Source organism: Comamonas sediminis (assembly GCF_041107495.1).
Taxonomy (GTDB): Bacteria; Pseudomonadota; Gammaproteobacteria; order Burkholderiales; family Burkholderiaceae_C; genus Comamonas; species Comamonas sediminis.
On sequence record NZ_JBGBDC010000006.1, the window covers coordinates 166463 to 191479 of the forward strand.

General features: G+C 62.8%; 25 protein-coding genes. 21 read left to right on the top strand and 4 right to left on the bottom strand.

Annotation, left to right across the window (positions count from 1 at the left end; all coding sequences use genetic code 11):
- The first annotated feature begins 97 nt into the window (after window positions 1–97).
- The 3 genes from AB7A72_RS14830 to AB7A72_RS14840 all read left to right on the top strand — a co-directional run bounded on the left by AB7A72_RS14830 (window position 98) and on the right by AB7A72_RS14840 (window position 7339).
- Complete coding sequence (locus AB7A72_RS14830) at window positions 98–799, top strand: transposase (protein WP_369460417.1); 702 nt, start codon at window positions 98–100, stop codon at window positions 797–799.
- Window positions 800–977: 178 nt separating this feature from the next.
- A complete protein-coding gene (locus tag AB7A72_RS14835) occupies window positions 978–5759 on the top strand; it encodes a glutamate synthase-related protein (protein WP_369460418.1) in 4782 nt (1593 codons plus the stop codon).
- 104 nt (window positions 5760–5863) lie between these two features.
- The gene (locus AB7A72_RS14840) at window positions 5864–7339 is read left to right on the top strand and encodes a glutamate synthase subunit beta (protein WP_312529370.1); all 1476 of its coding nucleotides are present in this window, start codon (window positions 5864–5866) and stop codon (window positions 7337–7339) included.
- 101 nt (window positions 7340–7440) lie between these two features.
- On the opposite strand, the gene AB7A72_RS14845 is transcribed toward AB7A72_RS14840, so the two are convergent.
- Window positions 7441–8061 (bottom strand): hypothetical protein, encoded by a 621-nt coding sequence (locus AB7A72_RS14845; protein ID WP_369460419.1) that lies wholly within the window; start codon window positions 8059–8061, stop codon window positions 7441–7443.
- Between the two features lie 272 nt (window positions 8062–8333).
- Here AB7A72_RS14845 and AB7A72_RS14850 point away from each other — a divergent pair, with 272 nt between their 5' ends.
- The 4 genes from AB7A72_RS14850 to fghA all read left to right on the top strand — a co-directional run bounded on the left by AB7A72_RS14850 (window position 8334) and on the right by fghA (window position 12206).
- Window positions 8334–8600 carry a metal/formaldehyde-sensitive transcriptional repressor gene (locus AB7A72_RS14850; RefSeq protein ID WP_021026096.1) on the top strand — a complete coding sequence of 89 codons (267 nt, stop codon included), beginning with the start codon at window positions 8334–8336 and terminating at the stop codon, window positions 8598–8600.
- A 184-nt stretch (window positions 8601–8784) separates the two neighbouring features.
- Window positions 8785–9900 (top strand): S-(hydroxymethyl)glutathione dehydrogenase/class III alcohol dehydrogenase, encoded by a 1116-nt coding sequence (locus AB7A72_RS14855; protein WP_369460420.1) that lies wholly within the window; start codon window positions 8785–8787, stop codon window positions 9898–9900.
- A gap of 145 nt (window positions 9901–10045) precedes the next feature.
- On the top strand, window positions 10046–11347 hold the full coding sequence (locus tag AB7A72_RS14860) for a DEAD/DEAH box helicase (protein WP_369460421.1): 1302 nt from the start codon (window positions 10046–10048) through the stop codon (window positions 11345–11347).
- Window positions 11340–12206, top strand: coding sequence for an S-formylglutathione hydrolase (gene fghA, locus AB7A72_RS14865; protein ID WP_369460422.1), 867 nt, complete (start codon window positions 11340–11342; stop codon window positions 12204–12206). Before AB7A72_RS14860 ends, fghA begins: the two co-directional genes overlap by 8 nt.
- 63 nt (window positions 12207–12269) lie before the next feature.
- Here fghA and AB7A72_RS14870 read toward each other — a convergent pair whose 3' ends face one another.
- The 3 genes from AB7A72_RS14870 to AB7A72_RS14880 are packed head-to-tail and all read right to left on the bottom strand — an operon-like array spanning window position 12270 to window position 13728.
- The gene (locus AB7A72_RS14870; protein WP_369460423.1) at window positions 12270–12902 is read right to left on the bottom strand and encodes a LysE family translocator; all 633 of its coding nucleotides are present in this window, start codon (window positions 12900–12902) and stop codon (window positions 12270–12272) included.
- A gap of 58 nt (window positions 12903–12960) precedes the next feature.
- Window positions 12961–13260, bottom strand: coding sequence for a putative quinol monooxygenase (locus tag AB7A72_RS14875; RefSeq protein WP_239810754.1), 300 nt, complete (start codon window positions 13258–13260; stop codon window positions 12961–12963).
- A 30-nt stretch (window positions 13261–13290) separates the two neighbouring features.
- Window positions 13291–13728: a DUF3293 domain-containing protein gene (locus tag AB7A72_RS14880; protein WP_369460424.1), complete on the bottom strand. Its 438-nt coding sequence runs from the start codon at window positions 13726–13728 to the stop codon at window positions 13291–13293.
- Between the two features lie 257 nt (window positions 13729–13985).
- On the opposite strand from AB7A72_RS14880, the gene AB7A72_RS14885 reads away from it, so the two are divergent.
- The 14 genes from AB7A72_RS14885 to hisD all read left to right on the top strand — a co-directional run bounded on the left by AB7A72_RS14885 (window position 13986) and on the right by hisD (window position 24984).
- Window positions 13986–14798 carry an amino acid ABC transporter substrate-binding protein gene (locus AB7A72_RS14885; RefSeq protein ID WP_239810756.1) on the top strand — a complete coding sequence of 271 codons (813 nt, stop codon included), beginning with the start codon at window positions 13986–13988 and terminating at the stop codon, window positions 14796–14798.
- Between the two features lie 209 nt (window positions 14799–15007).
- Window positions 15008–15661, top strand: a complete 654-nt coding sequence (locus tag AB7A72_RS14890) for an amino acid ABC transporter permease (RefSeq protein ID WP_239810757.1) — start codon at window positions 15008–15010, stop codon at window positions 15659–15661.
- Window positions 15662–15715: 54 nt separating this feature from the next.
- Complete coding sequence (locus AB7A72_RS14895; RefSeq protein WP_305852709.1) at window positions 15716–16504, top strand: amino acid ABC transporter ATP-binding protein; 789 nt, start codon at window positions 15716–15718, stop codon at window positions 16502–16504.
- Between the two features lie 271 nt (window positions 16505–16775).
- Window positions 16776–17603 carry an ABC transporter ATP-binding protein gene (locus tag AB7A72_RS14900; RefSeq protein WP_312416553.1) on the top strand — a complete coding sequence of 276 codons (828 nt, stop codon included), beginning with the start codon at window positions 16776–16778 and terminating at the stop codon, window positions 17601–17603.
- Window positions 17603–18385 carry a lipid asymmetry maintenance ABC transporter permease subunit MlaE gene (gene mlaE / locus AB7A72_RS14905; protein ID WP_239810759.1) on the top strand — a complete coding sequence of 261 codons (783 nt, stop codon included), beginning with the start codon at window positions 17603–17605 and terminating at the stop codon, window positions 18383–18385. The genes AB7A72_RS14900 and mlaE overlap by 1 nt, the downstream gene beginning before the upstream one ends.
- 38 nt (window positions 18386–18423) lie before the next feature.
- Complete coding sequence (gene mlaD / locus AB7A72_RS14910; RefSeq protein WP_239810760.1) at window positions 18424–18903, top strand: outer membrane lipid asymmetry maintenance protein MlaD; 480 nt, start codon at window positions 18424–18426, stop codon at window positions 18901–18903.
- Window positions 18904–18927: 24 nt separating this feature from the next.
- Window positions 18928–19707 (top strand): MlaA family lipoprotein, encoded by a 780-nt coding sequence (locus AB7A72_RS14915; RefSeq protein WP_312416547.1) that lies wholly within the window; start codon window positions 18928–18930, stop codon window positions 19705–19707.
- A 115-nt stretch (window positions 19708–19822) separates the two neighbouring features.
- Window positions 19823–20473 carry an MlaC/ttg2D family ABC transporter substrate-binding protein gene (locus AB7A72_RS14920; RefSeq protein WP_239810761.1) on the top strand — a complete coding sequence of 217 codons (651 nt, stop codon included), beginning with the start codon at window positions 19823–19825 and terminating at the stop codon, window positions 20471–20473.
- Between the two features lie 9 nt (window positions 20474–20482).
- On the top strand, window positions 20483–20758 hold the full coding sequence (locus AB7A72_RS14925; protein ID WP_312833837.1) for an STAS domain-containing protein: 276 nt from the start codon (window positions 20483–20485) through the stop codon (window positions 20756–20758).
- Between the two features lie 55 nt (window positions 20759–20813).
- Window positions 20814–21764, top strand: coding sequence for an ABC transporter ATP-binding protein (locus AB7A72_RS14930; RefSeq protein WP_021026080.1), 951 nt, complete (start codon window positions 20814–20816; stop codon window positions 21762–21764).
- The gene (locus tag AB7A72_RS14935; RefSeq protein ID WP_239810764.1) at window positions 21761–22516 is read left to right on the top strand and encodes an ABC transporter permease; all 756 of its coding nucleotides are present in this window, start codon (window positions 21761–21763) and stop codon (window positions 22514–22516) included. Before AB7A72_RS14930 ends, AB7A72_RS14935 begins: the two co-directional genes overlap by 4 nt.
- Before the next feature lie 101 nt (window positions 22517–22617).
- A complete protein-coding gene (locus AB7A72_RS14940) occupies window positions 22618–22860 on the top strand; it encodes a BolA family protein (protein WP_369460425.1) in 243 nt (80 codons plus the stop codon).
- 91 nt (window positions 22861–22951) lie between these two features.
- On the top strand, window positions 22952–23596 hold the full coding sequence (gene hisG / locus AB7A72_RS14945; protein WP_239812625.1) for an ATP phosphoribosyltransferase: 645 nt from the start codon (window positions 22952–22954) through the stop codon (window positions 23594–23596).
- A gap of 68 nt (window positions 23597–23664) precedes the next feature.
- Window positions 23665–24984 (top strand): histidinol dehydrogenase, encoded by a 1320-nt coding sequence (hisD, locus tag AB7A72_RS14950; protein WP_369460426.1) that lies wholly within the window; start codon window positions 23665–23667, stop codon window positions 24982–24984.
- The last annotated feature ends 33 nt before the right edge of the window (window positions 24985–25017 follow it).

The following is a 25017-nucleotide window of genomic DNA, read 5'->3' on the forward strand; positions in this document are numbered from 1 at the left end:
GCGATTCGGGGGCAGATGCTGCGATTGCGTAGTGCATAGGGCGCAGCGTTGATAATGGAGCGGCTTTTCCTCTGCCGTCCTTTGCTGACGTTTCACCATGGCCCGCCTTTCCCGACTCAGTCTTCCCGACATGCCGCACCATGTGCTGCACCGGGGCAACAACCGGCAGACGGTCTTTGTCGATGATGAGGATTTCCAGCACTTCAGCGATTTGCTGCGCCAGCTGGCGCAGACCCACCTGGTGGCAGTGCATGCCTTTGTGCTGATGCCCAACCACTTCCATCTGTTAATCACACCCCAGACCGAGCAGGGCCTGCCGCTGTTGATGCAGGCGCTGGGCCGGGCCTATGTGCGCTATTTCAATGCCCGCCACGGGCGCAGCGGTACTTTGTGGGAAGGGCGCTACCGCTCGACGGTGGTCGAACCGGCCGAGCCGTTGCTGCAATGCATCATCTATATCGATTCCAACCCGCAGCGCGCAGGCCTCGTCGCTAAGGCAGAAGACTATCCCTGGTCCAGCTGTGCGCACCATTTAGGTGCAAAACCAATGGCGTGGTTGCGCGATCCGGCGGCCTTCTGGGCCTTGGGCAACACCCCCTTTGCGCGGGAGGCCCGCTATGCCCAGATGCTGGCCTATGGCCTGTCGCAGCGTGAGTCAGGTGCGCTGACCGATGCGGTACAGGGCGGCTGGGCGATGGGCAGTGCGGACTTTGTGCAATCCCTGCAGTCCAAAACGGTGCGCAGGCTGCACAAAAAGAGTGCGGGCCGTCCCCGTTTGGTCGCTCCCTCCGGCGAGTGAAGCAAAAATTTCATATATATCAACGATTATTTGGCTATTTTTAATATGACCCCAATTAATTGTTGAGAAAAATCATTTGAAAATAATTGGTATCTGACCCTAAATAAAATACTTGCTCGGGTATGGGCAGCTGCTCTACATTGACCTTCCCGCGATAGATTATTTGAAGGATTGCGCCATGTCGGCTACCGCACGCGAGCAGATGCAAGCTCAGGGTCTGTATGACCCGACTCTGGAACACGATGCCTGCGGCGTCGGTTTTGTGGCCCACATCAAGGGCCAGAAGAGCCATGCCATCGTGACCCAGGCTCTGAAGATTCTGGAGAACCTGGACCACCGGGGTGCGGTGGGTGCCGACAAGCTGATGGGTGATGGCGCCGGTATCCTGATCCAGCTGCCTGACGCGCTCTACCGCGACGAGATGGCCGCCCAGGGCGTCAAGCTGCCGCCGTTTGGTGAATACGGCGTGGGCATGGTGTTCCTGCCCAAGGAACATGCATCGCGTCTGGCTTGCGAGGAAGAGTTGGAGCGCGCCATCAAGGCCGAAGGCCAGGTGCTGCTGGGCTGGCGCGATGTGCCGGTCAACCGCGAGATGCCGATGTCGCCTACGGTGCGCGAGAAAGAGCCGGTCATCCGCCAGGTGTTCATCGGCCGTGGCGCCGATGTGATCGTGCAGGATGCGCTGGAGCGCAAGCTGTATGTGATCCGCAAGACCGCCAGCGCGGCGATCCAGAACCTGCAGCTCAAGTACAGCAAAGAGTACTACGTGCCCAGCATGAGCAGCCGCACCGTGATCTACAAGGGTCTGCTGCTGGCTGATCAAGTAGGTACCTACTTCCGCGATTTGGAAGATGAGCGCTGCGTCTCGGCGCTGGGCCTGGTGCACCAGCGCTTCTCGACCAACACCTTCCCCGAGTGGCCACTGGCCCACCCTTACCGCTATGTGGCGCACAACGGTGAAATCAACACCGTCAAGGGCAACTACAACTGGATGCGCGCCCGCGAAGGCGTGATGAGCTCGCCCGTTCTGGGCAACGATCTGCAGAAGCTCTACCCGATCAGCTTTGCGCACCAGTCCGACACGGCCACTTTCGACAACTGCCTGGAGCTGCTGACCATGGCGGGCTACCCGCTGGCCCAGGCGGTGATGATGATGATTCCCGAGCCTTGGGAGCAGCACGCGACGATGGATTCGCGCCGCCGCGCTTTCTACGAATACCATGCCGCGATGATCGAGCCCTGGGATGGCCCCGCATCGATCGTGTTCACCGATGGCCGCCAGATCGGCGCTACCCTGGACCGCAATGGCCTGCGTCCGGCCCGTTACTGCGTGACCGACGATGACTTCGTCATCATGGGCTCCGAATCGGGCGTGCTGCCCGTGCCCGAGCACAAGATCGTGCGCAAGTGGCGCCTGCAGCCCGGCAAGATGTTCCTGATCGATCTGGACCAGGGCCGTCTGATCGACGACGAAGAAGTCAAGTCCTCGCTGACCAATGCCAAGCCTTACATGCGCTGGATTGAAGACCTGCGCATCCGCCTGGATGACGTGGTCAAGCCCGTGGCCGGCGAGTCGCAGATCGACCAGCAGGCCAAGGCCTCGCAAGAGTTCGGTGCGATTGCCGAGGAGCAGAAGTCCCCTGAGCTGCTGGACCTGCAGCAGGCCTTTGGCTACACCCAGGAAGACATCAAGTTCCTGATGAGCCCGATGGCCGCGAACGGCGAAGAGGGCATTGGCTCGATGGGCAATGACAGCCCGCTGGCCGTGCTGTCCGACAAGAACAAGCCGCTGTACAACTACTTCCGCCAGATGTTCGCGCAGGTGACCAACCCGCCGATCGATCCGATCCGTGAAGCGATTGTGATGAGCCTGGTGTCCTTCATCGGCCCCAAGCCCAACCTGCTGGATATCAACCAGGTCAACCCGCTGCTGCGTCTGGAAGTGACCCAGCCGGTGCTGGACTTCAGCGACATGGTGAAGCTGCGCAATATCCGCTCGCACACCGCTGGCAAGTTCAGCTCGGCCGTGCTCGACATCACCTACCCGCTGGAATGGGGCAGTGAAGGCGTGGAAGCGCGCCTGGCATCGCTGTGCGCACAAGCGGTTGATGCGATCAAGACCGGCAACAACATCCTGATCATCAGCGACAAGGGTGTCAGCAAGGACCGCGTGGCCATCCAGGCACTGCTGGCGCTTTCTGCCATCCACCAGCACCTGATCCGTGAAGGCCTGCGTACGGCCTGCGGTCTGGTGGTGGAGACCGGCACCGCCCGCGAAGTGCACCACTTTGGCGTGCTGGCCGGCTACGGTGCCGAAGCCGTGCACCCCTACCTGGCGCTGGAGACGATCACCTCGATCCACAAGCACCTGCCCGGCGATCTGTCGGCAGACAAGGCGATCTACAACTACATCAAGGCCATCGGCAAGGGTCTGTCCAAGATCATGTCGAAGATGGGTGTGTCCACCTATATGTCCTACTGCGGTGCGCAGCTGTTCGAAGCGGTCGGCATCAACAGCGAAACCATCGACAAGTACTTCACCGGCACCTCCAGCCGTGTTGAAGGCCTGGGCGTGTTCGAAATTGGCGAAGAAGCCATCCGCCGCCACAAGGCTGCCTTTGGCAACGACCCGGTGCTGGCCACCATGCTGGACACCGGTGGCGAATACGCCTGGCGTGCCCGTGGTGAAGAGCACATGTGGAGCCCTGATGCGATTGCCAAGCTGCAGCACTCGACCCGCGCCAACAGCTTCAACACCTACAAGGAATATGCGCAGCTGATCAACGACCAGAGCAAGCGCCACATGACCTTGCGCGGCCTGTTCGAGTTCAAGATCGATCCTGCCAAGGCCATCCCGGTCGAGCAGGTCGAATCGGCGGCCGAGATCGTCAAGCGCTTTGCCACCGGCGCCATGTCGCTGGGCTCGATCAGCACCGAAGCCCATGTGACCCTGGCCGTGGCGATGAACCGCATCGGCGGCAAGAGCAACACCGGTGAGGGCGGTGAAGACCCCGCCCGTTACCGCAACGAGCTCAAGGGCATCCCGATCAAGCAGGGCGAATCGCTGGCGTCGATCATCGGCAAGGACCAGATCGAATCGGACTACGTGCTGCAAGACGGCGACAGCCTGCGCTCGCGCATCAAGCAAGTGGCATCGGGCCGCTTTGGTGTGACGGCCGAGTACCTGGCCTCTGCGGACCAGATCCAGATCAAGATGGCGCAGGGCGCCAAGCCCGGTGAAGGCGGCCAGCTGCCAGGCGGCAAGGTGACCGAGTACATCGGCAAGCAGCGCTACTCGGTGCCCGGTGTGGGCCTGATCTCGCCCCCGCCGCACCACGACATCTACTCGATCGAGGACCTGGCCCAGCTGATCCACGACCTGAAGAACGTCGCCACGCATTCGTCGATCAGCGTCAAGCTGGTGTCCGAAGTCGGTGTCGGCACGATTGCCGCCGGCGTGGCCAAGTGCAAGGCCGACCACGTGGTGATCGCCGGCCATGATGGCGGCACGGGCGCATCGCCGTGGTCGTCGATCAAGCATGCGGGCTCGCCATGGGAGATCGGCCTGGCCGAAACCCAGCAGACCCTGGTGCTCAACGGCCTGCGCAGCCGTATCCGTGTGCAGGCAGACGGCCAGATGAAGACCGGCCGCGACGTGGTGATCGGTGCGCTGTTGGGTGCCGATGAGTTCGGCTTTGCCACCGCACCGCTGGTGGTCGAGGGCTGCATCATGATGCGCAAGTGCCACCTCAACACCTGTCCGGTGGGTGTGGCCACGCAAGATCCCGAGCTGCGCAAGAAATTCAGCGGCAAGCCCGAGCATGTGGTGAACTTCTTCTTCTTCATCGCCGAAGAAGCGCGCCAGATCATGGCCCAGCTGGGTATCGCCAAGTTCGACGACCTGGTGGGCCGTGCCGACCTGCTGGACATGAAGGCCGGTATCACCCACTGGAAGGCCAAGGGCCTGGACTTTGGCCGCCTGCTGGCCCGTGCCGAAGTGGCGGGCGATGTGCCGCTGTACCACACGCAGAACCAGGACCATGGTCTGGAAAAGGCCTTCGACAACATCCTGATCGAGAAGTCGCGCCCCGCCATCGACAAGGGCGAGCGGGTCAAGATCCTGGAGACCGTGCGCAATGTGAACCGCACCGTGGGCGCGATGCTCTCGGGCGCAGTGACCAAGGTGCATCCCGAAGGCCTGCCTGACGACACCATCCACATCCGTGTCGAGGGCACCGGTGGCCAGTCGTTTGGCGCCTTCCTGTGCAACGGCATCACCCTGTACCTGGTAGGTGACGCGAACGACTACACCGGCAAGGGCCTGTCCGGCGGCCGCGTGGTGGTGCGCCCGAGCCTGGATTTCCGTGGCGAAGCGCACAAGAACATCATCGTGGGCAACACCGTGATGTACGGCGCGACCACCGGTGAGGCCTTCTTGAGCGGCGTGGCCGGCGAGCGCTTTGCAGTGCGCCTGTCGGGTGCCACGGCGGTGGTCGAGGGCACCGGTGACCATGGTTGCGAATACATGACTGGCGGTACCGTGCTGGTGCTGGGCAAGACCGGGCGCAACTTTGCAGCCGGCATGAGTGGCGGTGTGGCCTACGTCTATGACGAGGACGGCCAGTTCGCCAGCCGCTGCAACACCACGATGGTCACGTTGGACAAGGTGCTGAGCCAGTCCGAGCAAGAGGGCAGCATCGACAAGGGCATCTGGCACAACGGCCAGACGGACGAAGCACAGCTCAAGCGCCTGCTTGCCGACCACCTGCGCTGGACGGGCAGCAAGCGTGCCCGTGACCTGCTGGACAACTGGGCGGAGGTGCGCAGCAAGTTCGTCAAGGTCTTCCCGACCGAGTACAAGCGCGCGCTGGGTGAGATCCACGCCCGCGCCGAAGCCAAGGCGCAAGTCGCCAAGGCCAAGACCTCGGCCAAGAAGAGCGTGGACGCCGCCGCGAAGTGAGGCCGCTGGCGGCCCTGCCGCCAAGCACCCCGACCCTTATTAATGACCACGATTGCTGTTCCCGCCAACGCGGCGCGGGCAGCAGCCAAGCAAGAGATCCGATCATGGGAAAAGTCACAGGCTTTATGGAATATGCGCGTATCGACGAGGGCTATGCCCCCGTTGAGGACCGCCTCAAGCACTACAAGGAATTTGTTGTTGGCCTGAACTCGCAGCAGGCCAAGCAGCAAGGCGCCCGCTGCATGGACTGCGGCACGCCGTTCTGCAACAGCGGTTGCCCGGTCAACAACATCATTCCGGATTTCAACGATCTGGTGTACCGTGCCGATTGGGCGGCAGCCTTTCATGTGCTGGATTCGACCAACAACTTCCCCGAGTTCACGGGCCGCATCTGCCCCGCGCCTTGCGAAGCGGCCTGCGTGCTGAACATCAACAGCGATCCGGTGGGTATCAAGTCCATCGAACATGCCATCATCGACCGTGCCTGGGAAGAGGGCTGGGTGCAGGCGCGTCCTCCCAAGCACCAGACGGGCAAGAAGGTAGCGGTGGTGGGCTCCGGCCCTGCCGGCATGGCGGCAGCCCAGCAATTGGCCCGTGCGGGCCATGCGGTGACCTTGTTCGAAAAGAACGACCGCATCGGCGGTCTGCTGCGCTACGGCATCCCTGACTTCAAGCTCGACAAGGTCCACATCGACCGCCGTGCCGCTCAGCTGCAGGCCGAAGGCGTGACCATCCGCACCGGCGTGCTGGTGGCTGGCAAGGACGGCCTGGGCAAGGACAGCAAGGTCACCAACTGGGCCAAGGAAACCGTCTCGCCCGAGCAGCTCAAGGCGGAGTTCGACGCGGTGCTGCTGACCGGCGGCTCCGAGCAGTCGCGCGATCTGCCAGTGCCCGGCCGCGACCTGGACGGCGTGCACTACGCGATGGAGTTCCTGCCCCAGCAAAACAAGATCAATGCCGGCGACAAGCTCAAGGGCCAGATCCGCGCGGATGGCAAGGACGTCATCGTCATCGGCGGTGGCGACACCGGCAGCGACTGCGTGGGCACCAGCAACCGCCACGGCGCCAAAAGCGTCACCCAGTTCGAGGTGATGCCCATGCCGCCCGAAGAGGAAAACAAGCCGCTGGTCTGGCCTTACTGGCCGATCAAGCTGCGCACCAGCTCCAGCCACGAAGAAGGCGCTGTGCGTGAGTTCGCGATCTCGACCAAGACGTTCAACGGCGACAAGGGCAAGGTCAAGAGCCTGACCACCGTGCAGGTCGAGTTCAAGGACGGCAAGCTGAGCGAAGTCAAGGGCACCGAAAAGGAATGGCCTGCCGACCTGGTGCTGCTGGCCATGGGTTTTGTGAACCCCGTCTCGCCGGTGCTGGAAGCCTTTGGCGTCGACAAGGACGCCCGTGGCAACGCCCGCGCCACCACCGACTTCACCGGCGGCTACGCCACCAATGTGGACAAGGTGTTTGCCGCTGGCGACATGCGCCGTGGCCAGTCGCTGGTGGTCTGGGCCATCCGCGAAGGCCGCCAGGCCGCCCGTTCCATCGACGAGTACCTGATGGGCTGGAGCGATCTGCCGCGTTAAGGCCGTCGGGGCGCGTATGGCGCCGCTCAGAGGGGCCCTTTGAACGGAGCCCACAAAAAAACGCAAGCATCAGAAATGCTTGCGTTTTTTGCTATGCGTGGTCAAAGAATATCGGTGGCATGGCATAAAGCTGCGTCGCTCGGCTTAACCAGGTTCGCAGGTGTGACGTCGGGCATGCCATCTGCTGTGAGCGTTGTGATGAGCGACAGACAGCTGTTGTTGGCGGAGGTGTTGAACCAAGAAAATGCCTTGTCGTCTTGCGATTTCAGCACCACAAACCGCGCTTCGTAGTCTTTGCCAGCCTGCGGGGTAAATGTCTTGTTGACGCGGCATTGGACCTGCTTGCCGTTGTTCGTGTGGCCGTTGCTGAGATACGCAAAAGTCAGGGGCTCGTTGGCGGGTACATAGAACTCGGAGACAACGGTGCGGCCCTCACTTTTCAGCCTAACTGGCTCACCCGGCATGTTGAGGGTGCGGTTGTTCTGGTCTGCAAAACCTTTTTTCGATGAGACCATGACCCCTGCATTTGGCACGCGCCAGTCCACGCAGGCACTTTTGGGCACGGCGCGCACCATACCGTCAGAGATGATGCGAACGCGCGCTCGCTCGCCATCGCTGGGCTCTTGGTAAGCGGTCGAAAATGATTTCACGGTCTGGATATTTCCGCAGCCTGCCAGCAGGGAGGCGCCAAGCAGTGCCGCAAAACTTGGAAGAAATTTCATAACTGATCCGGTGTTCGATGATGTTGGTGGGAATTCTAGGCGGGGTCATTGTTGAGCAATCGTGCATATGGTCCACTGGGCTGTCGTGGAGACAGTGGTTAACAAACCCTGCTGGTTTTCAACACAGACAGCATCCATCTGGGATGGATACCCCCGGGGAGTAAGCTGGGTTTTCATACATTCTTCATACGGGAAATTTATGAATCTGACTTATACTCTGGCCCAGTACCTGAGTTTGGCGTGCTTTTGCGCCGTTGCGAATACCGCCTGCCATGCCCCATAACGCCGAAGACAAGCACCGCGCCATCACCCGCCTGCGCCGCATCAAGGGCCAGGCGGAGGCCTTGGAGCGGGCGGTGGAGGCGGGCAGTGATTGCGCCCCCATCCTGCAGCAGCTCGCCGCCATGCGCGGGGCCGTACACGGCCTGATGGCCGACTTGCTTGATGGCCATATGCGCGAGACCATGGCCAAGCAGCCGGCGCCATCGCAGGCGGACATTGACGAAATGCTGTCGCTGCTGCGCTCGTACTTGAAATGAACATCCCCCTGTGGCGCTGCGCGCCTTCCCCCCGCTCTCGCATGGCGGTGCCATGCGGGCAGGGGGACGACAGCCTCGGTGTGGGGCGGCGCGGCCGGCGTAGGCCCTTCCTCGCTGTCTCGCGGCTGGGCAGCGCCCGTGTTATGAATATTTGTCCATCTTTTGACCTACTAGGAGTCCACCCATGAAATCCCGCGCCGCTGTTGCCTTCAAAGCCGGAGAGCCTTTGCAGATTGTCGAGATCGACGTTGCGCCACCCCAGAAGGGCGAAGTGCTGGTCAAGATCACCCACACGGGCGTGTGCCATACGGATGCCTTCACCTTGAGCGGTGATGATCCCGAAGGCATCTTCCCGGCGGTGCTGGGCCATGAAGGCGCCGGCATTGTGGTGGAAGTGGGCGAGGGCGTTACCAGCGTCCAGCCAGGCGACCATGTGATCCCGCTGTACACGGCAGAGTGCGGCGAATGCCTGTTCTGCAAGAGCGGCAAGACCAACCTCTGCGTGGCGGTGCGCGCCACCCAGGGCAAGGGTGTGATGCCCGATGGCACCACGCGCTTCAGCTACAACGGCGAGCCGATCTACCACTACATGGGCTGCTCCACCTTCTCGGAGTACACCGTGGTGGCCGCCGTGTCGCTGGCCAAGGTCAACCCCGATGCCAACCCCGAGCAGGTCTGCCTGCTGGGCTGTGGCGTGACCACCGGCCTGGGCGCTGTCAAGAACACTGCCAAGGTGCAAGAGGGTGATACCGTGGCGGTGTTCGGCCTGGGCGGCATCGGCCTGGCGGTGATCCAGGGCGCGCAGCTGGCCAAGGCCGGCCGCATCATTGCCATCGATACCAACCCCGGCAAGTTCGAGCTGGCCAAGACCTTTGGCGCAACCGACTGCATCAACCCCAAGGATTTCGACAAGCCAATCCAGCAAGTGATCGTCGAGATGACCGGCTGGGGTGTGGACCACAGCTTTGAATGTATCGGCAGCACCCAGGTGATGCGTGCGGCGCTGGAATGCGCGCACCGTGGCTGGGGCCAGAGCGTGATCATCGGCGTCGCAGGCGCGGGCCAGGAAATCTCCACCCGTCCTTTCCAGCTGGTGACCGGCCGCAAATGGCTGGGCACCGCCTTTGGCGGCGTCAAGGGCCGCAGCGAGCTGCCCGGCATGGTGGAAGACGCGATGGCCGGCAAGATCCAGCTCGAACCCTTTGTCACCCACACCATGGGCCTGGCCAAGATCAACGAGGCTTTCGACCTGATGCATGAAGGCAAGTCGATCCGCTCGGTGGTCAATTACGCCAGCTAAGCATCGCTGAAGGCCGCTGGTCCGTGATGGCCAGCGTCGGCTGCCAGCACGGGACGCAATAGTCCTGCACGCCACTGGCAGCGGTGCCAGGGGCGACAATGCGAGGCTTGTTGTCCCTGCGGGCCGGCCCGCACCATTGAAATCCATGTCTTTTACCTCTCTTGGCCTTGCACCGTCGCTGGCCCACGCTGCCCAGGCCCATGGCCTGATTGCACCCACGGCCATCCAGACCCAAGCCATTCCGGCCATTCTGGACGGGCGTGACCTGCTGGGCTGCGCGCCGACCGGCTCGGGCAAGACGGCGGCCTATGTGCTGCCCTTGATGCAGGCCTGGATGCTCAGCGATGCAGCAGGCCAGGCGGGCCGCCATGAGACGCAGGCCTTGATCCTGGTGCCTACCCGCGAGCTGGCCACCCAGGTGGCCGAGCTGGTCTACTTTGTCGGCGAGGCGCTGGGCCGCCGCCCCAAGGTGGCCGTGCTCACCGGCGGTGTCTCCATCAACCCCCAGCTGCTGGCCTTGCGCGGCGGTGTGGATCTGGTGATTGCCACGCCCGGGCGCTTGCTCGATGTGGTGGCGCACAGCAAGCTGCGGCTGGACACCATCAGCACCCTGGTGCTGGACGAGGCCGACCGGCTGATGGACCTGGGCTTTGCCGAAGAACTGCAAAGCGTGCTGGCCCTGGTGCCGCCGCGCGAGCAGCGCCAGACCCTGCTGCTGTCGGCCACCTTTGCCCCAGCGGTGCAGGCGCTGGTGCCCACCTTGCTGCGTGCCACGCATGAGAAGGTGGAGATCGCCTCGACCCACCTGCAGGATGCCACCATCGTGCAGGAGGCCTACTACCTCGATGCCGCCAAGCGCACCGCCTGGCTGCGCGAGCTGGTGACCCAGTACGCCGGCCAGCGCATGCTGGTGTTTGTGGCCAGCCGCTACAGTGCCGAGCATGTGGCCAACAAGCTCTATGACAAGGGCATCAGCGCCACCGCCTTCCATGGCGAGCTGAGCCAGGGCGCACGCCAGCAGGTGCTGCAGGAGTTCCGCAGCAGCCAGTGGCAGGTGCTGGTGACCACCGACCTGGCCGCGCGCGGCATCCATGTCGAGGCACTGCCCCTGGTCATCAACTACGACCTGCCGCGCTCGCCCACTGATTACACCCACCGCATCGGCCGTACCGGCCGGGCCGGTATCTCGGGCCTGGCCATCAGCCTGGTGACCCCCGCCAGCCTGGCGCACTGGAAGCTGATTGCCAAGCGCAATGGGCTCGATGTGGCGCTGCAGACCCTGGACCAGTACCCGGTCACCGAAGCCGTGCCCGCGCATGCGCCCTCTGAAGATGCCGGCAATGGCGGCATCAAGGGCAAGCGCATGAGCAAGAAAGACAAGCTGCGTGCAGCGGCCGCCCAGGCCGCATCCCCGCAAGCCCCTACCGAAGGAAATTCCGATGTCTGATGCCCAAGCCAGCCTCAAGCTGCAGGCGGCCCATGCCTGCTTTGGCGGCGCCCAGCGTTTTTATGAGCATTTCTCCAGCCAGATCGGCCTGGCGATGAAGTTCTCGGTGTTTCTGCCGCCCAAGGCGGTGGAAGGCGAGAAAGTGCCGGCGCTGCTGTACCTGGCGGGCCTGACCTGTACCGAAGAGACCTTCATGACCAAGGCCGGCGCGCAGCGCCTGGCGGCTTCGCTGAACGTGGCCCTGGTCACCTGCGACACCAGCCCGCGCGGCGCGGGCCTGCCTGGCGAAGCGCAGAGCTGGGATTTTGGCGTGGGTGCCGGTTTCTACCTGGATGCCACGGCCAAACCCTGGGCACTGCACTGGCGCATGGAAAGCTACATCGTCGACGACCTGCTGCCACTGCTGGGCGCCAAGCTGCCAATCGACCTGCAGCGCCTGGGCATCTTTGGCCACAGCATGGGTGGCCATGGCGCGCTGACCCTGGCGCTGCGCCATCCCGGCGTGTTCAAGTCGGTCTCGGCCTTTGCGCCGATTGCCAACCCCATTAATTGCCCTTGGGGCCAGAAAGCCTTTGCCGGCTATCTGGGCGACAACCAGGCCGAATGGGCGCAGCACGATGCCACCGCCTTGATGGCCGCGCAAAAGCAGCCGCCTTACCCGGCCGGCATCCTCATCGACCAGGGCCTGGCCGACAAGTTCCTGCTCGAAAAGCAGCTGCTGCCCGAAGCCTTTGAAGCTGCCTGTGCGCAGATCGGCCAGCCTTTGACCCTGCGCCGCCATGGCGGTTATGACCACGGCTATTACTTCATCCAGAGCTTTATCGACGAGCACCTGCGCTTTCATGTGAGCCAGCTGTAGACAGAAGCCGATACGCGGATTTCTGCCAGGCGCTGCCGCCCACCCCGGGCTGGGGCGCCTGTTTTATTTGCGCGCCTCGGTCAGCATGCGCAGTGCCAGGCCCGCGAGCACGGTGCCCATCAACCAGCGCTGCACCTGCACCCAGCGGGGGCGGCTGGCCAGAAACCCGGCTATCGAGCCGGCCAGCATCGCGATGGCGGCATTCACGCTGATGCTGACCACGATCTGCGTGAAACCCAGCACCATCGACTGGGAAAAAACGCTGCCATGCGCCGGGTCGATGAACTGCGGCAGCAGCGATAGGTACATTACCGCGATCTTGGGGTTGAGCAGGTTGGTCAGAAAACCCATCGCAAACAGCTTGCGCGGGCTGTCCTGCGGCAACTGGCGCAGCTCGAAGGGCGCGCGTCCGCCGGGCTTGACCGCCTGCCAAGCCAGGTACAGCAGGTACAACGCGCCGCCAATGCGCAGTGCATCGTAGGCGTAGGGAATGGCCATCACCAGCGCGGTGATGCCCAGCGCCGCGCACAGCATGTAGAAGACAAAGCCCAACGCCACACCGCCCAGCGAGATCAAGCCTGCGCTGCGCCCCTGGCATATCGAGCGGGAGATCAGATAGACCATGTTGGGCCCGGGGGTCAGGACCATGCCCAGGGAAATGAGGCCAAAGGCGAGCCAGTTGTGGAGTTCAGGCATGGGGCGGGCGCAAATCGCAGTGCAAGAGGGTGGCGGGAGAGGAGGCGCCGACTGCGCATCAGGTGCTGCGCGGCGCTCCCACATCATAGACGCGCAGAGCGCGGTCGCCTATCTCCAGTGCAGGCCATGCAGCGCGCCAGGCCTGGATATGGCTGGACGCAAAATGCGCATCCAGCGCAGCCTGGTCGCTCCACAGCTCTTTGACGTGGATCAGGCCGGGCTCCAGTACATCCTGGGCATAGCCATATTCCAGGCAGCCTGCCTCGGCGCGTGAGGCTTCCACCATCGCCCGCATGGCGGGCAGCGCGCGTTCCAGGTTGGCGGCGGGCAGGCGAACGGTACCAACGATCAACAGCATGGCTTCTCCTATCAGCGGGCCATTTTAGGGTCAGCGCATCCAGCCAGGCACCTTGGTTTCCAGCAGCTGGGGCACCATGTCGGCGCTGGTCCACACCACCGCCAGCTGCTCCCACTGCGCCGCCCAGCGCTGGGCATCGTCGCGGCCCAGACCGATGACCAGAAAACCCGGTTCAGCCGGCCAGCCATTGGCGGGGTGCTGGGCGACCGCAGGCAGCGCGGCCAAGCCGGCGGCGCCCAGCGCGCGGCCCAACTGGGCATGGCGTTCGATATTTTCGTCCTTGTTCAGCAGCTCACCCATGGGGTTGAAGGCGGTGATGAAGCAGCTGCAATCGGTCTGGTGCTGCCGGTATAGTGCGCCGAGCGCCGCCTGGGCCTGGCCCACCTGCAGCAGGAACGGAGCCTGGATCAGCACGTGGTACCGGGTTTCTTCAAAGGCCTTGCGCAGTTCGGGCGAGAGGGTGGTCATAAATGAGGGGACGCCAGTGTTGTAAATCATTCACTCGCGGTATAGAAGGCCGTGAAATGTAGATGCCCTGGTCTCTGTATGGCGACCAGGGCAGCCATCGTAGCGGCTTGCTGACGTCCGACTAGGCCGGCGGAGTTTTCCCCATAAGCGACACGAAATTCGTGTGATCGGAGACAATACGCGATTCGCCCGCACTCTGATGCTTGTAAAAATCAAGTCAAGTGCTCTTACTTTGTCTTTCTCTTTGGTTGAGACACATGAAAAAACGTTCTTTCGTTGCCACCCTGGCGCTGACTGCCTTGCTCACCGCTTGCGGCAAGAATGATGCGCCCAAGCCTGCGGCTGAAGCACCCGCGCCTGCGCCTGTTGCTGCAGCGGTGACCAAGCTGGTGGTCGGTCTGGACGACAACTTCCCGCCGATGGGTTTCCGTGACGAGAAGAACGAAATCGTGGGTTTTGACATCGACATGGCCCGCGAAGCGGCCAAGCGCGCTGGCATCGAAGTGGAATTCAAGCCAATCGACTGGAACGCCAAGGAGGCCGAGCTGCTGGGCAAGCGCGTCGACGCCCTGTGGAATGGCCTGACCATTCTGGAAGAGCGCAAGGAAAAGATCCTCTTCACCGACCCCTACATGGTCAACAAGCAGATCATCATCGTGAAGGCGGGCTCGCCGATCAAGACCAAGGCCGACATGGCTGGCAAGATCGTGGGCGCCCAGGAAGGCTCCAGCGCCGTGACCGCGATGGAAAAGGACAAGGAACTGTCCTCCCAATTCAAGGAAACCAAGCTGTTTGGCGACAACATCGCCGCACTGATGGACGTGGAAGCCGGCCGCCTGGATGTCGTGGTGGTGGACGAAGTGGTCGGCCGCTACCTGGTCTCCAAGAAGCCTGACAACTACGTGGTGCTGGCCGACGACTTTGGCACCGAGGACTATGGTGTGGGCTTCCGCAAGGACGACGAAGCCACGCGCAACAAGATCAACGACGTGCTGGCCGAGATGAAGAAGGACGGCAAGGCCGAAGAAATCGCCAAGAAGTGGTTTGGCGCCGACGTGATCAAGCACTGATCTGCAGGTGACTTCGCACCGGGCCGGCACAGCGTGCCGGTCTTGTGCTTTTGGGCACGGCCCATGGCCGCCGCAGCGCTGGACGCTGCCCGGCGGCCAGAACGGATTTTTATGACAGGAGTGCCAGACCGGGAGCGCCAACGCGTTCCAAGGCACTCGTGCCTGTGGCAACCAGGCCCGCGGAGCCGGTGCCACCCTGAAGGCCATCGATGGATTATGTAATTTCAATGCTGGGGCCGCTGTCAAACGGCGCCCTGGTGACTCTCAAGCTGTTCTTCATCACCCTGGCACTGTCGGTGCCGCTGGGTCTGGCCTTGGCGTTGGCGCGCATCTCGCGCTTCAAGGCGCTGGCGCGCTTTGTCGAGGCCTATATCTGGCTGATGCGCGGCACACCGCTGATGCTGCAGCTGCTGTTCATCTACTTCGCGCTGCCCTTTGTGCCGGTGATCGGCGTGCGCCTGCCGGACTTCCCGTCGGCCGTCGTGGCATTCGCGCTCAACTATGCAGCCTATTTTGCGGAGATTTTCCGCGCCGGTATCCAGAGCGTGGACCGGGGCCAGTATGAAGGCGCCAAGGTGCTGGGCCTATCCTACAGCCAGACCATGCGCCGCATTGTGCTGCCCCAGATGGTGCGCACCATCCTGCCGCCGGTCAGCAACGAGACCATCACGCTGGTCAAGGACACGTCGCTGATCTATGTGCTCGCTCTCAACGACCTGCTGCGCGCCGCGCGCGGCATTGTGCAGCGCGACTTCACCACCACGCCCTTTGTGGTGGCGGCCGCCTTCTACCTGCTGATGACGCTGGTGTTGACCTGGGGCTTCAACCGCCTGGAAAAGCGCTATGCCAGGTATGACGCCTAAACAGTGCGTAACGATGAATCGGCACGAAGCAGTAGCAGCGAACAGCGCAGGAGAATGGCAATGACAGGCAATGACATGGGCACCCCGGTAATGGTGCAGGCGCGCGACATCCGCAAGGCCTTCAATGGCAATGAGGTGCTCAAGGGTGTCTCGCTGGATATCCACAAGGGTGAGGTGATGGCGGTGATCGGGCCATCGGGCTCGGGCAAGAGCACCTTTTTGCGCTGCTTGAACCACCTTGAAGTGATCGATTCGGGCGCGGTGGTGGTCGAGGGCCAGACCCTCGTCAGCACCGATGCGCAAGGCCATGCCCAGTACGCACCGGAGGCCCAGATGCGAGCGATTCTGCGCCGCATGGGCATGGTGTTCCAGGGCTTCAACCTGTTCCCTCATCTGTCGGTGATTGACAACATCACCGAGGCACCGATGGTCGTCAAGGGCCTGACGCGCGAGCAGATCATGCCCAAGGCCCAGGAGCTGCTGCGCAAGGTGGGCCTGCTGGAGAAGGCCGATGCGTATCCGGCGCGCCTGTCGGGCGGCCAAAAGCAGCGCGTGGCCATTGCCCGGGCGCTGGCGATGGAGCCCGACATCATGCTGTTTGACGAGCCCACCTCGGCGCTCGATCCGGAGCTGACGGGCGAAGTGCTGCGCACGATGCGCCAGCTGGCCGAGGAGCACATGACCATGCTGGTCGTCACGCACGAAATGGGCTTTGCCCGTGAGGTGGCCCAAACCGTTGTTTTCATGGACCAGGGCGCGCTGATCGAGGCCAAGCCGGCGCGGGCATTTTTCGAAGACTGCAGCCATCCGCGCATTCGTTCCTTTCTGGACAATATGCTCTAATTACGGGCGCTTCTCACCGTTGTTGACGCTGCAGGCAAGCCGCGTCAACGCCTTCTGTGCGATGCTGAAGGCTGGCTTGATGGCACAGGCCGCAACAATAGCCTGCGGCCTTGCGGGGCTTAGGCAGTCCGGGTTACGATCGGACGATTTAAATACATTCATGAATGTTTGTTACAAGCCGTAAGCCGCTCTCCTGCGCTGCGGCAACTGACTACAGAAAAGAGCCCTGCCCCCTCTTATGATGACGATGCCGGATGTTGCCGGCTTTTCTATGCAATCTTCTGCCTCACCACCTCTTGTCGAACTGCGCAACGTCACCTTTGGCTATGGTGACCGCACCATCCTGCGCGATGTGTCGCTGACCATCCCGCGCGGCAAGGTGACGGCGCTGATGGGGGCGTCCGGCGGTGGCAAGACCACGGTGCTGCGGCTGATCGGCGGCCAGGCCCGTGCGCAGGCCGGTCAGGTGCTGCTCGATGGCCAGGATGTGGGCGCGATGAGCCAGGCGCAGCTGTACGCCGCGCGGCGCCGCATGGGCATGCTGTTCCAGTTTGGCGCGCTGTTCACCGATATGACGGTGTTCGAGAACGTGGCCTTTCCGCTGCGCGAGCACACCGATCTGTCCGAAGGCCTGGTGCGCGACATCGTGCTGATGAAGCTGCAGGCCGTGGGCCTGCGCGGTGCACGTGATCTGATGCCTTCGCAGATTTCCGGCGGCATGGCGCGGCGTGTGGCACTGGCCCGCGCGATGGCGCTGGACCCCGAATTCATCATGTACGACGAGCCTTTCGCCGGTCTGGACCCGATTTCGCTGGGTACATCGGCCCAGCTGATCCGCGAACTCAACGATGCATTGGGCCTCACCAGCATCATCGTCTCGCACGATCTGGAAGAGACGTTCAAGCTGGCCGACCAGGTCATTATTCTCGGCCCCGGCGTGGTGGCGGCGCAGGGCACGCCCGATGAGGTGCGTGCCAGCAGCGATCCGCTGGTGCACCAGTTTGTCCACGCACTGCCGCAGGGCCCCGTGCCTTTCCATGTGCAGGGCCCCAGTCTGGATGCGGATTTTGGCGTGGATGCACTGAAAGGAGGCCGCTGATGCGTTGGTGGCACCCTGCTGATATTGGTTTTGCGCTGCGTTCCAAGGCGGCCGCAGTGGGCCAGGCCACACGCCTGCTGCTGCGCCTGCTGGCCGGGCTGGGCTATGTGCTCAAGCGCCCCGGTCTGCTGCGCGACCAGATCCATTTTCTGGGCAACTACTCGCTGGCCATCATTGGCGTGTCGGGCTTGTTTGTCGGCTTTGTGCTGGGTCTGCAGGGCTACTACATCCTGCAGCGCTACGGCTCAGCCGAGGCGGTGGGCATGATGGTGGCCCTGACCCTGCTGCGCGAGCTGGGCCCGGTGGTGACGGCGCTGCTGTTTGCCGGGCGGGCCGGCACCGCATTGACGGCCGAGATCGGCCTGATGAAGGCGGGCGAGCAGCTGTCTGCGATGGAGATGATGGCCGTCGATCCGGTCGAACGCATTCTGGCACCCCGCTTTTGGGCGGGCCTGATTGCGATGCCATTGCTGGCTGCGGTGTTCAGCGCCATCGGCATCATGGGGGGCTGGATCGTCGGCGTGCTGCTGCTTGGCATTGATGGTGGCGCCTTCTGGGGCCAGATGCAAAGCGGCGTCGATGTATTCAAGGATCTGGGCAATGGCGTGATCAAGAGCGTGGTGTTCGGCATCACGGTGACCTTTGTCGCCTTGCTCCAGGGCTTTGTCGCCAAGCCCACCCCTGAAGGTGTCTCGCGTGCCACCACGCGCACCGTGGTGATGGCCTCGTTGTCGGTGCTGGCGCTGGATTTCATGCTCACCGCGATGATGTTCAGCATCTGACGCCTACCTATCGATAGAAAAGAGAAACGGATTCGCATATGCAGCCCTCCAAAACCGATATCTGGGTTGGCCTGTTTGTCATGCTGGGCGCTGCCGCGCTGGTGTTCCTGGCGCTGCGCGCAGGCAACCTGCTGACCTTGGATTTCAACAAAGGCTATGAAGTGACCGCCCGCTTTGACAATATTGGCGGCCTCAAACCCCAGGCCGCAGTGCGCAGCGCCGGGGTCAAGGTGGGACGCGTCAAGAGCATTGGCTTCAACGACCAGACCTTCCAGGCCGATGTCCATATCGAGCTGACCAATGGCTATGCCTTCCCCAAGGACAGCTCCTTCAAGATCCTGACCAGTGGACTGCTGGGTGATCAGTATGTGGGGGTGGAGGCCGGCTTCGACGAAAAGCCCTTGGTCAGTGGTGATACCGTCACCAATACACAATCGGCTATCGTGCTGGAAAATCTGATCGGCCAGTTCCTCTATGGCAAGGCATCGGAGAGTTCCGCTCCCAAACCTACCGAATAACACAAGCAAAAAAAGAGAACGATGATGCGTTATCCAACCAAGCAACCCCATGCACATGCCCGCAGCTGGCTGCTGGCCTCCTCCCTGGGTCTGGCAGCGGTGCTGAGCGGCTGTGCCAGCGGGCCCGGCGCCAACCCGCGCGACCCGCTGGAGCCCTACAACCGCGCAATGTTCAGCTTCAACGATGCGGTCGACAGTGCGGTGCTCGAGCCCGTGGCCACCGGCTACCGCGATGTGACGCCGACCGTCGTGCGTACCGCCGTGACGAACTTCTTCGCCAACCTGGGTGATCTGTGGTCGGCGGTGAACAATGCATTGCAGCTCAAGGGTGAAGGCACCTACAACAGCGTGGTGCGCTTTACGACCAACACCGTGTTCGGTCTGGGCGGTCTGATCGATATCGCCAGCGAGATGGACATCGAACGCCACAAGCAGGACTTTGGCCTGACGATGGCCCGCTATGGCATGCCTGCAGGCGCTTATATCGTCTGGCCATTGCTCGGCCCCTCGACCATCCGCGATTCAGCGGGCATGGTGGTGGACTGGCAGGGCAACGTGGTCAGCTCGATCAACGATGTGCCGGTGCGCAACTCGCTGACCGGTCTGCGCATCGTCAATACCCGCGCCAATCTGCTGGGCACGACCTCGCTGGTGCAGTCCGCTGCGCTGGACAAGTACAGCTTTACCCGTGATGCCTATCTGCAGTTGCGTGAAAACGCGACCCGTTCGGGTGACGAGGAGGACGAAACCCAGTGGATGAACGAATCGGCTGCTGAACCTGCTGCTCAAGGCAACGGGAAGTAAGCGAAACGTTATAAAGCCTTACAACAAACAGGATGGTGCATGCAACTGCGTGCCGTCCTCAGTATCTAAAAACGCTCAGGTCTGCAGTGCAGACGCGGGTAGAAAAGGACACATTATGATGAATCGTCGAGCATGGGGGCAGTATTGCGCTGCCTGGGCGCTGGTAGCCGGCATGGCTTCGGCCCCTTTGGTGGCAAGCGCCGCAGACATGGCACCGGACGCAATGATCAAGCAGCTCTCGGACGAGGTGCTCAACACCTTGAAGACCGACCAGGCGATCCGCAGTGGCGATGTCTCGAAGATCACCTCGTATGTCGACAGCGTCGTGATGCCGAATGTGGACTTTCGCCGCATGATGGCGTCGGCCGTGGGCCCCAAGTGGCGTACCGCGACGGCGGCGCAGCAGCAGCAACTGCAGGATGAATTCAAGAAGCTGATGGTCAACACCTATGCCGGTGCGCTGCACCAGGTGAGCGACCAGACCATCAGCGTCAAGCCCGTGCGCATGCAAGCCGGTGACAAGGAGGTGGTGGTGCGCTCGGAGATTCTGGGCCGTGGCGACCCGATCCAGCTGGACTACCGCCTGCAGAAAACGCCTGGCCAGGGCATGGGCTGGAAGATCTACAACCTGAACGTGATGGGCATCTGGATGGTGGAAACCTACCGCAACCAGTTCCAGGAAGAGCTCAACAAGCCCGGAGGCAGTCCTCAGACCTTGATCGACTCCATTGCCGCCCGTAACAAGGCCAATGCGGGCAAAAAGTAAGCGATGGCCGTGCTCAGCCTCCCGTCGACCCTGACCCATGACCAGGCCCAGGCCTGCCTGCAGCAGTTGCAGGCAAGCCTGGCACAGCTGCCCGCAGGCGCTGCGGTGCAGATCGACGCCAGTGGGTTGGCGGTGTTCGACTCATCGGCGCTGGCCGTGCTGCTGGGCTGCCGCCGCGCGGCAATGGCGGCGGGCCGGCCCTTGCAGATGCGCGGTCTGTCCGCGCCGGTACTGTCGCTCGCGCGCCTCTATGGCGTCGATGGCCTGCTGCAAACCGCCGGCTGATCACTGAATCCCCAGGACAGCGCCATCTGGCCGCTGCGCCTACAATGGCCGACTCATGTCCGCCATCGCATTCCAATCCGTCTCCAAGGTCTACCAGACCGCCAAGGGGCCCTTCCAGGCATTGAACAACGTCAGCCTCGATATCGAGGAAGGGGAGTTCTTTGGCCTGCTCGGCCCCAACGGCGCGGGCAAGACCACCATGATCAGTATTCTGGCCGGCCTGGCCCGCGCCAGCAGTGGCTCGGTCAAGGTGCTGGGCAGCGACGTGCGCGAGGACTATGCCAACGCGCGGCGCAAGCTCGGCATCGTCCCGCAGGAACTGGTTTTTGATCCCTTTTTCAATGTGCGCGAGTCGCTGCGCATCCAGTCCGGCTACTTCGGTGTGAAGAACAACGATGCCTGGATCGATGAGCTGCTCGAAAGCCTGGGCCTGGCCGACAAGGCCACCGCCAATATGCGCCAGCTCTCGGGTGGCATGAAGCGCCGCGTGCTGGTGGCACAGGCGCTGGTGCACAAGCCGCCGATCATCGTGCTCGATGAGCCCACGGCCGGCGTTGATGTGGAACTGCGCCAGACCTTGTGGCAGTTCGTCAGCAAGCTCAACAAGCAGGGCCATACGGTGCTGCTCACCACCCACTACCTGGAAGAGGCCGAGGCGCTGTGCAACCGCATTGCGATGCTGCGCTCGGGCCATGTGGTGGCCCTGTCGACGATGGCCGAGCTGCTGCAGGGCAGCTCCTCGAACGTGCTGCAGTTCAAGACCGATGGCCTGCTGCCAGCGGACCTGGCTGCCCAGGCGCGCATCACCGGCCGCATTGTGCAGCTGCCCGCCAGCAGTGCAGCGGATGTGGAGCGTATCCTTGCCCAGCTGCGCACTGCCGGCGTCGTGGTGGAAGACCTGGAGATCCGCCGCGCGGATCTGGAAGATGTGTTCTTGCAAGTGATGGCGCGCGATGCCGTGGTGGACCATGCCACCACGCAACTGGGTGCGGGAGTGGCACGATGAGCGGCTGGCAAACCCTGTTTTACAAAGAGGTGCTGCGTTTTTGGAAGGTGAGCTTCCAAACCGTGGCCGCGCCGGTGCTGACTGCCGTGCTCTACCTGCTGATCTTTGGCCATGTGCTGCAAGGCCGGGTGACGGTGTTCGGCGATGTCAGCTACACCGCCTTCCTGGTGCCGGGCCTGGTGATGATGAGCCTGCTGCAGAACGCCTTTGCCAACAGCTCGTCGAGCCTGGTGCAAAGCAAGATCATGGGCAGCCTGGTGTTTGTGCTGCTGACGCCGCTGTCGCACTGGGGCTGGTTCTTCGCGTTTGTCGGTGCCTCCATCGTGCGCGGTCTGGCCGTGGGCCTGGGCGTCTATGTGATCACCTTGTTCTTTGCGCCGCCGCATTTTGCGTCGCTGCCCTGGGTGCTGATGTTTGCGGTGCTGGGTGCCGGGCTGATGGGAACGCTGGGCCTGCTCGCCGGCCTGTGGGCGGACAAGTTTGACCAGATGGCGGCATTCCAGAATTTCGTGATCGTGCCGATGACTTTTCTGTCGGGCGTGTTCTATTCGATCCAGTCGCTGCCCCCGTTCTGGCAAAAGGTCAGCCACCTGAACCCGTTCTTCTACATGATCGACGGCTTCCGCTACGGCTTTTTTGGCCAGAGCGATACCTCCCCCTGGCTAAGTCTGGGTATTGTGGCCGTCGCCTGGCTGCTGGTGAGTGCGCTGGCCGTGCAGCTGCTGCGCACCGGCTACAAGATCCGCAACTGATGACTACCTGCTGCAGCCCGCGTGGCTGCAGCCGCCTGGCCAGCGTCCCGCCCCACGGCGCGGCTGGCAGGCATTTAGAACCGAACAAGTGAGAGCATGCAATGACTGCTGAGGACCTCAAAGACATCATCACCGCCGGCCTGGCCTGCGAGCATATCGCGCTCGAAGGCGATGGCCGCCACTGGTTTGCGACGATCGTGTCGCCTGCCTTCGAGGGCAAGCGCCTGATCCAGCGCCACCAGCTGGTCTATGCCACGCTGGGCCAGAAGATGCATACCGATGAAGTGCATGCGCTGTCGATGAAGACTTACACCCCTGCCGAGTGGGCTGCCCAGCAGGCCTGATTTTTCTTGTTTCAACCCAGGCTGGCCCAGCCCCATCCGGCGCGGATGCACAGGCTGCCGCTGGCGAAAGTGCCCCATGGACAACACCACCATGATCACCTTGGCCCTCTCCAAAGGCCGCATTTTTGACGAAACCCTGCCACTGCTGGCAGCCGCAGGCATCGAGGTGCTGGAAGACCCCGAAAAATCGCGCAAGCTGATTTTTGCCACCACCCAGCCCGATGTGCAGGTGGTGCTGGTGCGCGCCTCCGATGTGCCCACCTATGTGCAATACGGCGGTGCCGACCTGGGCGTGACTGGCAAGGACACCTTGCTGGAGCATGGCGGTGACGGCTTGTTCCAGCCGCTGGACCTGCAGATTGCCAAGTGCCGCGTGAGCGTGGCGGTGCGCAATGATTTTGACTATGCCCAGGCCGTCAAGCGCGGCGCGCGCCTGCGCGTGGCCACCAAGTACCCGCAGATTGCCCGTGAGTTCTTTGCGCGCAAGGGCGTGCACGTGGACCTGATCAAGCTCTACGGCAGCATGGAACTGGCGCCGCTGACCGGCCTGGCCGATGCCATCGTTGACCTGGTGAGCACCGGCAATACGCTGCGCGCCAACCACCTGCAGGAAGTCGAGCACATTATCGACATCAGCTCGCACCTCGTGGTGAACCAGGCGGCGCTCAAGCTTAAGCAAAAGCGCCTGCGTCATATCATCGATGTGTTTGCAGCCGGTGTGGGCCAGAACAGCTGAGCCACGCCCACCATCCTCAGGCGGGCACCTGCCTGTTTGAAAAGTGTCTGAGTCAGAAGGTAATCACTATGGAATTCGTCGCCGCTCCCGCCCGTCTGTCAACCACCGATGCCCAGTTTGCGCATGACTTTGCGCAGCGCCTGCATTGGTCGGCAGACACGGATGCTGCCATTGAGCAGCGGGTGGCCGACATCCTGGCGGATGTGCAAAAGCGTGGCGATGCCGCCGTGCTGGACTACACCGCGCGCTTTGATGGCCTGCAAGCGGACAGCATGCAGGCGCTGGAGCTGCGCAAGGACGAGCTCAAAGCCGCATTCGATGGCCTGCCGGCCGAGCAGCGCGAGGCGCTCGAATCCGCCGCGCGCCGCGTGCGCAGCTACCACGAGGCCCAGAAAAAGGCCAATGGCGAGAGCTGGAGCTACCGCGACGAAGACGGCACCTTGCTGGGCCAGAAGGTTACGCCGCTGGACCGCGTGGGCATCTATGTGCCCGGTGGTAAGGCCGCCTACCCCAGCAGCGTGCTGATGAACGCCATCCCGGCCCATGTGGCCGGTGTGGAGGACATCATCATGGTGGTGCCCACGCCCCAGGGCGTGAAGAACCCGCTGGTGCTGGCCGCTGCCTATGTGGCCGGCGTACACCGGGCCTTCACCATTGGCGGTGCGCAGGCCGTGGCCGCGCTGGCCTACGGCACTGCGACCATTCCCAAGGTGGACAAGATCACCGGCCCGGGCAATGCCTATGTGGCCAGCGCCAAAAAGCGGGTGTTCGGCCTGGTCGGCATCGACATGATTGCCGGCCCCAGCGAAATCCTGGTGCTGGCCGATGGCACAACGCCACCCGACTGGGTCGCGATGGACCTGTTCTCGCAGGCCGAGCACGACGAGCTGGCGCAGTCGATTCTGCTGTGCCCGGATGCCGCCTACCTGGATGCCGTGCAGCGCGAGATCGACCGTCTGCTGCCCGAGATGCCGCGCAAGGCCATCATCGCCAAGAGCCTGTCGGACCGGGGCGCGCTGATCCTCACGCGTGACATGGAAGAGGCTTGCGCGCTGAGCAACCGCATTGCGCCCGAGCATCTGGAGGTCTCCAGCCGCGATCCGCACCAGTGGGAGCCGCTGCTCAAGCACGCGGGCGCGATCTTCCTGGGCGCCTACACCAGCGAGAGCCTGGGCGACTACTGCGCCGGCCCCAACCATGTGCTGCCCACCAGCGGCACCGCCCGTTTCTCGTCGCCACTGGGTGTCTACGATTTCCAGAAGCGCTCCAGCCTGATCGAGGTGAGCGAGGCCGGTGCCCAGGTGCTGGGCAGGACCGCCGCGGTACTGGCCTACGGCGAAGGCCTGCAAGGCCACGCGCGCGCGGCCGAGATGCGCATCAAGCGCTGAGTACTGCACGCCTGCTGCCCTGGCTCACAATGG